Consider the following 8,995-nt stretch of genomic DNA (forward strand, 5'->3'; position numbering starts at 1 on the left):
GGAGCTTGGCGGGAGTAACGATGTTGGCCAGTAACCGGCAGCTACCTGTAAGGATAAAGACCGGGCCTGTAGCGATAAATTACTCTTGTTCCCTTCGCGGGTATTAACCCGATCAGGTTCCGCGGATCCCGAATTAACGGTCTCAGCCTGCGTTTGCTTTCCTAAAAAGGCAATCGCTAGGCACTCCGACAAGAATCTTTACTATACGAGGTTGAATTAAAACTACAAGCCCGTGCTGTTCAGTGGGTTATTTTACCTGCCCTGTTTGAATAACTGGCTGGGCGGCTTGCCACGACTCGGATGCCCATTGAATCAATTGATCTTCCAAGCGGAAACGGGCATCAAGGGCTTCACCGATATCAGATAATGCTTGTTGAAACTCGATACAACTGTCCTGATCGATCTCAATGTTGGTATAACGATCATGGAATGTCATGATCGTTTGAGTATTATTTTTTAACGCAGGATACACTTTGGTCGTCAGCGCCATTTTTGGGCTAGACGCGCCTTCCACCTGTTTGATAATTCTGTCATAGATATGAAAATGCCCGGAAGAGAGATAATCCACTAAATTATGGCAAAAGTTCTCCAGCGCTTTTTCGTTAAGCGGGGTATGCTTTTCTTTTTGCGGCTTAATACCGATCACTGTGCAATATGAAACTAACAGTTCTTTACGCGCATGAAGCCATTGATCAATTAATTCATTACTGCCGCCAACGCGTTGAGTCAGGCTTTCTAGTCGGTTGAGCATGAACGACTCCGTGAGTAAGGAAAAGTAATAGTGGGTTACAAAAATGTAACAAGCCGGATTCTAGATTGCCAGTGAAGTCGAGGTTGTGCAACAACGATATGGAACTACAACTTACAGGTAAAGAAAGTGGCTGGTGGATTGTCAGTCATGAAAACAAATTATGGTTGCCGAAAGGGGAGTTACCACAAGGTAATGCCGCTAATTGGTCATTGCAGGGCGCAACGGCAAGGCAAATCGGTGAATGGCAAGGGCAGGCGGTATGGCTGATCCGTCAGATGATGTCTACTGATATGGGGTCCGTGCGGCAATTACTGGATGTGGATCGCGGCTTGTTCCAATTGGCTGGGCGTGGTGTGCAACTGGCAGAGTTTTATCGTTCTCACCGTTTTTGTGGTTATTGCGGTCACCAAATGCAGGCCAGCCGTTCCGAGTGGGCTTGTCTGTGTAATCATTGCCGTGAGCGCTATTACCCACAAGTCGCCCCTTGTGTGATTGTTGCCATTCGCCGTGATGATGAAATTTTATTGGCGCAGCATGTACGGCATCGTGGCGGCATTAATACCGTATTGGCAGGCTTTGTCGAAGTGGGTGAGACTCTGGAGCAGGCGGTTTCCCGTGAAGTTTTAGAAGAAAGTAATATTCACATTAAAAATCTGCGCTACGTAACATCACAGCCTTGGCCGTTCCCCCATTCACTGATGATGGCGTTTATGGCCGAGTATGACAGTGGTGAATTACGACATGACCCTAAAGAGCTGCTAAATGCCGGTTGGTATCGTTATGACCAATTGCCATTACTGCCGCCGCCAGGCACCGTAGCACGACGATTAATTGAAGATACCGTGGTGTTATGCCGCGAGCACCGTGAGTTGATCTAATCAGAAGGGAGTACTGAAGCGCTAACCTCATAGCCTACGCAGTTTAAACCCCATGAGAGTGAGTCATTATCGCGCCCTTAATAGCGGCGGCAGTTAGCAGGAAAGTATTATCTGACATGCTACAATATGGTCCGCTAAAAGATGGCCGCCAGATAATTAAGGGAGCTCCACCATGAATGAGTTGAAAAACGATCGCTATCTGCGAGCCTTATTGCGTCAACCGGTAGATGTAACGCCGGTATGGATGATGCGTCAGGCGGGCCGTTATTTGCCGGAATATAAAGCTACCCGCGCGGTTGCCGGGGATTTTATGTCGCTGTGCAAAAATGCGGAACTGGCTTGTGAAGTGACGATGCAGCCATTACGTCGCTATCCATTGGACGCCGCGATTCTGTTTTCAGACATTCTGACCATCCCCGATGCTATGGGGCTGGGGCTCTATTTTGAAACCGGTGAAGGTCCACGCTTCCAATCCCCGATTACTTGTCGCGCCGACGTCGAAAAGTTACCCATCCCCGACCCAGAACAGGAATTGGGTTATGTGATGAACGCGGTAAGAACCATTCGCCGTGAGCTGAAAGGTGCAGTGCCATTAATTGGTTTTTCCGGCAGCCCATGGACGCTGGCAACCTATATGGTTGAAGGTGGTAGTAGCAAAGCGTTCACCAAACTGAAGAAAATGATGTATGCCGAGCCGCAAACCCTGCATCTGCTACTGGATAAACTGGCTGATAGCGTCATCTTGTATCTCAATGCGCAAATCAAAGCTGGCGCTCAATCTGTGATGGTGTTTGATACTTGGGGCGGGGTACTGACAGGGCGTGATTATCTTGAATTCTCCTTGAACTACATGCATAAAATCGTCGATGGCCTGATCCGCGAAAACGACGGGCGTCGGGTGCCGGTGACCTTGTTCACTAAAGGTGGCGGGCAATGGCTGGAAGCAATGGCTGCTACCGGTTGTGATGCATTAGGGTTGGATTGGACCACGGATATCGGCGATGCGCGCCGTCGGGTGGGTGATAAGGTCTCTCTGCAAGGTAATATGGACCCCTCTGTGCTATACGCACCACCTGCCCGTATTGAGCAGGAAGTGAGTACTATTCTCGCAAGTTTTGGCCAGGGTGAAGGGCATGTGTTTAATCTGGGGCACGGCATTCATCAGGATGTTCCGCCACAACATGCAGGGGCTTTTGTTGATGCAGTGCATACGTTATCAAAGCCTTATCATCAAAACTAATCGCTTATACCCAAAGTCATTGGGGCGGCAGGTAACCGCACTGTAGCTTCAAGCGCGAGGGAGGTTGGCCGATGATAGATACCAAAGCGTTACGGGCAGAACAGTTACAACGAGCATCTGACATTATTCTTCACGATGATTTTGATAGTGGGTCAGTGCACTTTATTGCCGGTGCGGATGTTGGTTTTGAGCAGCAGGGGGAGATTACCCGTGCTGCTATCGCGATTTTGCGTTATCCCTCGCTAGAACTGGTGGAATATCAGGTTGCCCGCGTGGCAACTTCACTGCCGTATATCCCCGGTTTACTCTCTTTCCGTGAATATCCTGCATTATTAGCCGCCTGGGGGCAGTTGCAGCAACGGCCTCAACTGGTGTTTGTTGATGGGCAAGGTATCGCACATCCGCGTCGTTTAGGCGTTGCCAGCCATTTTGGGCTGTTGGTTGATGTTCCGACCATTGGTGTCGCCAAAAGTCGCCTGTGTGGGCACTCTCTGCCGCTAGAGAGCGATAACGGCGCATTACAACCACTCATTGATGGTGATGAGCAACTTGGCTGGGTGTGGCGCAGCAAAGTCCGTTGCAATCCACTGTTTATCTCGCCCGGTCATCGGGTCAGTGTTAGCAGTGCTTTGGCGTGGGTACAGGCTTGCATGGCGGGCTACCGTTTGCCTGAGCCAACCCGTTGGGCTGATGCTATCGCCTCAAACCGCCCGCAATTTCAGCGTTGGGTGCGGAAAAATCCTGATTTACTTGGCAACCATAGGGATATGATTTAATTTCGGGTACACTGCCGCGCAGATAATGAATAATGAGAACTTATAATGATACGTAATCCGATTCATCTACGTCTCGAGAAGCTGGAAAGTTGGCAACACCTGACTTTCATGGCTTGCTTATGTGAGCGGATGTATCCCAACTATCAGCAATTTTGTCTGGAAACTGAATTTGGCGACCCGGCTGTTTACCGGCGCATTCTGGACCTGATCTGGGAAACTTTGGTCATAAAAGACGCAAAAGTTAACTTTGATAGCCAGTTAGAGAAGCTGGAAGAGGCAATTCCTTCAGCCGATGACTATGCTATCTACGGTGTTTATCCTGCCATCGATGCCTGTATTGCATTGGGCGAGGCCATCCATTCGCGTTTGAGTGGTGAAACACTGGAACATGCTGTCGCTATCAGCGAAGCATCAATTCGTACCGTTGCAATGTTGGAAATGACGTTGGCCGGTAAAGAAATGACCGATGAAGAACTGAAAATTTTGCCTGCGATTGAAGAAGAATGGGATATCCAATGGGAGATTTTCCGTCTGTTAGCTGACTGTGAAGAGCGCGACTTAGATCTGATAAAAGGGCTACGATCTGACCTGCGGGAAGCGGCTGTTAGCAACATTGGCATAAATTTAACGCAATAAGGCAAGAAAACGTGATTTAACGCCTGATTTGTCACGTCTTAAGGCTTCACATCTGCCCCCTGTCTGTTCTACATTTGGGGGGCGAAAAAAAGTGGCTATCGGTGCGTGTATGCAGGAGAGTGCTGTCCATCGGCATATCCGTCGCACTCGATGCTTTGCAAACGATAAACACACTGTAAGGATAACTTATGAATAAGACTCAACTGATTGACGTAATCGCGGACAAAGCGGACCTTTCTAAAGCACAAGCTAAAGCTGCTTTGGAGTCCACACTGGCTGCAATTACCGAATCTCTGAAAGACGGTGATCCAGTACAATTGGTTGGTTTTGGTACTTTCAAGGTAAACCATCGTAATGAGCGCACTGGCCGCAACCCACAGACTGGTAAAGAAATCAAAATTGCTGCAGCTAATGTGCCAGCGTTTGTTTCTGGTAAAGCACTGAAAGATTCTGTTAAATCTTAATAGTGTGTCAGTGAAAATAATAAGCAGGGGGGTGGCAAAGCCCCTTTTGTTTATGCAGCGGGTGCTGATGACCCTCGGTTTAGCCTTTGGTCTCAGCGCCTGTAGCAGTCAGTCAGGTTCCCCTCAATTTAGTGCCAGCGGATATATCGCCGATAGCGGTGTCGTTCGTTTATGGCGTCAGGATAATGCGCAGCAGCAGCCACAAGTGCTGATGAGCGTCTACAGCCCCTATTCCGGGGACAATACTCGCGTAACCTTCTACGAATATCAAAATGGCATTTTGCGGGAAATTCGGCGCAACGATTTGGGTCATAACCCGCAGAGCGTCGAGCTGCGTTTTGATGAACAAGGACAGGTGAGTTTTATGCAGCGCCAACTGGCCGAACGGCGTGAGCAGCTCTCTGCGGATAATATCGCGGTCTATCAGTTGGAAGCGAAACGAATTCTCGAACAGAGCAGTGCACTGCGCGCCGGAAATGTCAGGTTAATTCAGGGACAGTGGCGAGATGGTGTGGTTACTACCTGTGATAAGAAGACGTTGCGATTGAAAGTTGACGATAACTCACAGGCATGGCTGAGCAAACGGGGAGAGGGCAGTGCGCAAGCTCTGGGCGTCGCGTGGTTGGATTCGTCGCAGGGTCAGCAATTGCTGTTGGTTGCCAATCAGGACTTCTGCCGCTGGGAGCCGACAGCCGGTAGTTTGTAAGGCCTGATAAGAAGCAGGGCACAGCAAGCTGCGCCCGTAGAATACAAGGGTAGGTTTATTTACCGCGAGCAATCGCCCGATAACCAATGTCTTTACGGTAGAAAGCCCCTTCCCACTGAATATTTTCAGCTAACCGATACGCGTTTTGCTGTGCCTGGGCGACGGTGGCACCCAGCGCAGTTACACACAATACGCGACCGCCGCTAGTGACGACTTCATTATTGCCATTCAGTTTGGTTCCGGCGTGGAACACTTTACCGTCAGCTACCTCCTGCTGTGGTAATCCATGAATGACATCACCCTGGCGATAATCTGCCGGATAACCGCCAGCGGCCAACACCACACCTAGCGATGGGCGCTCATCCCAGTCAGAGGTCTTCTCATTCAATTTGCCTTGCGCACCGGCTAAGCACAATTCAACCAAGTCTGAACGCATGCGTAGCATGATGGGTTGAGTTTCCGGGTCACCAAAGCGACAGTTGAACTCAATCACTTTTGGTTGCCCGTCAGCGGAAATCATCAGACCGGCATAGAGGAAGCCGGTATAGACATTACCTTCTGCCGCCATACCGCGCACTGTCGGCCAGATAACACTTTCCATCACTCGCTGATGAACTTCATCAGTGACTACCGGTGCCGGGGAATATGCCCCCATGCCACCGGTATTCGGACCGGTATCACCATCGCCAACCCGCTTATGGTCCTGGCTGGTGGCCATTGGTAATACATTTTCACCATCAACCATCACGATAAAGCTGGCTTCTTCGCCGTCGAGAAACTCTTCCACCACGATACGGTGGCCTGCATCACCAAAGGCATTGCCTGCCAGCATGTCATGAACAGCGGTTTCTGCTTCTTCCAACGTCATCGCAACAATCACGCCTTTACCGGCGGCCAGCCCATCAGCCTTAATCACGATTGGTGCACCGATTTTACGAACATAGGCTAAAGCAGGCTCCACCTCGGTGAAGTTCTGGTAAAACGCAGTTGGGATATTGTGGCGCGCCAGGAAGTCTTTGGTGAAAGCTTTAGATCCTTCCAACTGAGCCGCGGCTTGCGTTGGCCCAAAAATGGTCAAACCGGCTGCGCGGAAAGCATCAACCACACCAATAACTAACGGTGCTTCCGGGCCGACAATGGTCAGGCCAATATCATGGCTCTGAGCAAAGGCCAACAGACCCGCAATATCAGTTGCCGCGATATCGACATTTTCTAAACCAGATTCTAGTGCGGTGCCAGCATTACCCGGCGCGACATAAATTTTGCCCGCTAAAGGCGACTGTGCTGCTTTCCAGCCCAGCGCGTGTTCACGCCCGCCATTACCAATAATCAAAATATTCATCAGATGACTCCGTTAAGCGGGTTAATTAATGGCGGAAATGGCGCATGTCGGTAAAGATCATGGCGATACCATGCTCATCAGCCGCAGCAATGACTTCATCGTCACGGATTGAACCACCCGGTTGGATAACACAACTGATCCCGACAGATGCAGCAGCATCGATACCGTCACGGAACGGGAAGAAAGCATCGGAGGCCATGGCAGAACCGGCTACTTCTAATCCTTCATCCGCCGCTTTAATACCGGCAATTTTGGCAGAATAGACACGGCTCATTTGGCCTGCGCCTATACCGATAGTCATATTGTCGCGTGCATAGACAATAGCATTGGATTTAACGAACTTAGCTACTTTCCAGCAGAACAGTGCATCACGCAGTTCTTGCTCCGTTGGCTGGCGCTTGGACACCACGCGCAGATCGGCTGCGGTCACCATACCTAAATCGCGGTCTTGGACCAGCAAACCACCATTGACGCGTTTGAAGTCCAGACCGGTAGCACGCTCCTGCCACTGGCCACAGGTCAGAACACGGACATTTTGTTTGGCGGCAAGCAATGCCAGTGCTTCAGTGCTGACTGCGGGGGCAATGATGACTTCAACAAACTGGCGGCTGATAATTGCGCTGGCGGTTTCGGCATCCAATTCACGGTTAAAGGCAATAATGCCGCCGAAAGCAGAAGTTGGGTCAGTTTTATAGGCTTTTTCGTAAGCGGCCAACAGCGATTCGGCAATCGCCACGCCGCATGGGTTGGCATGCTTGACGATCACACAGGCAGGCTCGCTGAACTCTTTCACACATTCTAATGCCGCATCGGTATCTGCGATATTGTTATAGGAGAGCGCTTTACCCTGCAATTGCTGTGCGGTAGCCACAGATGCCTCTTTAACCTCTTCTTCTATATAGAAGGCCGCTTGCTGGTGGCTGTTTTCACCATAGCGCATATCTTGTTTCTTTATATAGTTAAGATTCAGGGTGCGTGGGAAGCGGCCTGATGGCTGCTTGGTATCACCATGGTAAGGTGGCACCAGCGCGCCGAAGTAGTTGGCAATCATGCTGTCGTAAGCGGCGGTGTGCTCAAACGCCTTGATAGCCAAGTCGAAACGGGTTGGATAAGTTAATGAACCATCATTCTCGTCCAGTTCGGCAATAATCGCTGGGTAGTCGCTACTCTTAACGACAATGGCGACATCTTTATGGTTCTTGGCGGCGGAGCGCACCATGGTAGGGCCACCGATATCGATATTCTCAACTGCATCTTCCCGTGAGCAATCCGGGCGAGCAACTGTCTGAGCGAACGGATATAGATTCACGACAACAATATCAATTGGCTGAATATCATGTTGAGCCATGATGCCATCATCCTGACCACGACGGCCCAAAATGCCGCCATGCACTTTTGGATGCAACGTTTTAACGCGTCCGTCCATCATTTCCGGGAAACCGGTATAGTCAGAAACCTCAGTGACGGGCAGACCCGCATCGGCCAGCAGGCGGGCAGTTCCACCGGTGGAAAGTAACTCGATGCCACGCTGAGAAAGTGCGGCGGCGAATTCGATGATACCGGCTTTGTCAGACACACTGAGTAGAGCACGGCGGATTGGGCGGCGTTGTTGCATGGTTTTATCCCTTGGCTTTGGAGTCGCAGTTATTCTTCGCAAACATTCAATAGAGCGTTATCTGAATCCTACCTTCTTATATAGGTAACTATATAGAGAGGAACAAACTCAGATAACGTCCCAAATAGGGAGCAATGCCACTCTTTGCTGCTTTCACCAAGGCGATTCATCCTCTACCACAATAAAATACGCTTTATCCTGAGCGGTATTCTCCAGTTTTATAAAAAATCACATCATGTCATCGATATTTTGCCGACAAGGTCACTCTTTTTCGCCGCGGGGAATTGTAGCGAAAACGATTGCGTGATGCTCGTCAATTTTGAGTGCAGATTCAATCTGTGGATAAGTTTGTGCACAACTGGGTATAAAGTGGGGTTTTGCTGTGGAATGCAGCAAACAGTCATTTTTATTGAAATTAGCGGTTGCGGGCGGCGCGGAACTCCCTATAATGCGCATCCATCGAGACGGCACACAACGAATCAAGTAGTTAAGTGACCGGCAAAGAGAACCGAGAAATTCAACGAAATTAGTAGTTGACTCTGAATGAGGAAAGCGTAATATGCGCACCTCGCGTTACCAACCACCGG

At 49.9% G+C, this 8,995-nt stretch carries 9 protein-coding genes and 1 riboswitch; of the genes, 6 read left to right on the top strand and 3 right to left on the bottom strand.

What is annotated here, in order from left to right; translation table 11 throughout:
* Positions 1-72: 72 nt before the first annotated feature.
* Positions 73-198: riboswitch (TPP riboswitch) on the bottom strand.
* A 49-nt stretch (positions 199-247) separates the two neighbouring features.
* On the bottom strand, positions 248-751 hold the full coding sequence (rsd, locus tag V1952_RS05465) for a sigma D regulator (RefSeq protein ID WP_372560012.1): 504 nt from the start codon (positions 749-751) through the stop codon (positions 248-250).
* Positions 752-849: 98 nt separating this feature from the next.
* Between rsd and nudC the strand changes: the two genes are divergently transcribed.
* From nudC to V1952_RS05495, 6 genes are all read left to right on the top strand, one after another.
* Positions 850-1,629, top strand: coding sequence for an NAD(+) diphosphatase (nudC, locus tag V1952_RS05470; protein ID WP_372560011.1), 780 nt, complete (start codon positions 850-852; stop codon positions 1,627-1,629).
* A 172-nt stretch (positions 1,630-1,801) separates the two neighbouring features.
* A complete protein-coding gene (hemE, locus tag V1952_RS05475; RefSeq protein WP_420074423.1) occupies positions 1,802-2,869 on the top strand; it encodes a uroporphyrinogen decarboxylase in 1,068 nt (355 codons plus the stop codon).
* Between the two features lie 71 nt (positions 2,870-2,940).
* On the top strand, positions 2,941-3,645 hold the full coding sequence (gene nfi / locus V1952_RS05480; protein WP_372560009.1) for a deoxyribonuclease V: 705 nt from the start codon (positions 2,941-2,943) through the stop codon (positions 3,643-3,645).
* A gap of 45 nt (positions 3,646-3,690) precedes the next feature.
* The gene (locus V1952_RS05485) at positions 3,691-4,281 is read left to right on the top strand and encodes a YjaG family protein (protein WP_372560008.1); all 591 of its coding nucleotides are present in this window, start codon (positions 3,691-3,693) and stop codon (positions 4,279-4,281) included.
* A gap of 188 nt (positions 4,282-4,469) precedes the next feature.
* Positions 4,470-4,745, top strand: coding sequence for a nucleoid-associated protein HU-alpha (gene hupA / locus V1952_RS05490; protein ID WP_004876782.1), 276 nt, complete (start codon positions 4,470-4,472; stop codon positions 4,743-4,745).
* A 52-nt stretch (positions 4,746-4,797) separates the two neighbouring features.
* Positions 4,798-5,451 (top strand): DUF1481 domain-containing protein, encoded by a 654-nt coding sequence (locus tag V1952_RS05495; protein WP_372560664.1) that lies wholly within the window; start codon positions 4,798-4,800, stop codon positions 5,449-5,451.
* A gap of 55 nt (positions 5,452-5,506) precedes the next feature.
* Here V1952_RS05495 and purD read toward each other — a convergent pair whose 3' ends face one another.
* Positions 5,507-6,793, bottom strand: coding sequence for a phosphoribosylamine--glycine ligase (gene purD, locus V1952_RS05500; RefSeq protein WP_372560007.1), 1,287 nt, complete (start codon positions 6,791-6,793; stop codon positions 5,507-5,509).
* A 25-nt stretch (positions 6,794-6,818) separates the two neighbouring features.
* Positions 6,819-8,408, bottom strand: a complete 1,590-nt coding sequence (gene purH, locus V1952_RS05505) for a bifunctional phosphoribosylaminoimidazolecarboxamide formyltransferase/IMP cyclohydrolase (protein WP_420074424.1) — start codon at positions 8,406-8,408, stop codon at positions 6,819-6,821.
* Positions 8,409-8,995: the final 587 nt, after the last annotated feature.

The sequence above is a fragment of the Yersinia sp. 2542 StPb PI genome (assembly GCF_048593855.1).
GTDB classification, from domain to species: domain Bacteria; phylum Pseudomonadota; class Gammaproteobacteria; order Enterobacterales; family Enterobacteriaceae; genus Yersinia; species Yersinia enterocolitica_E.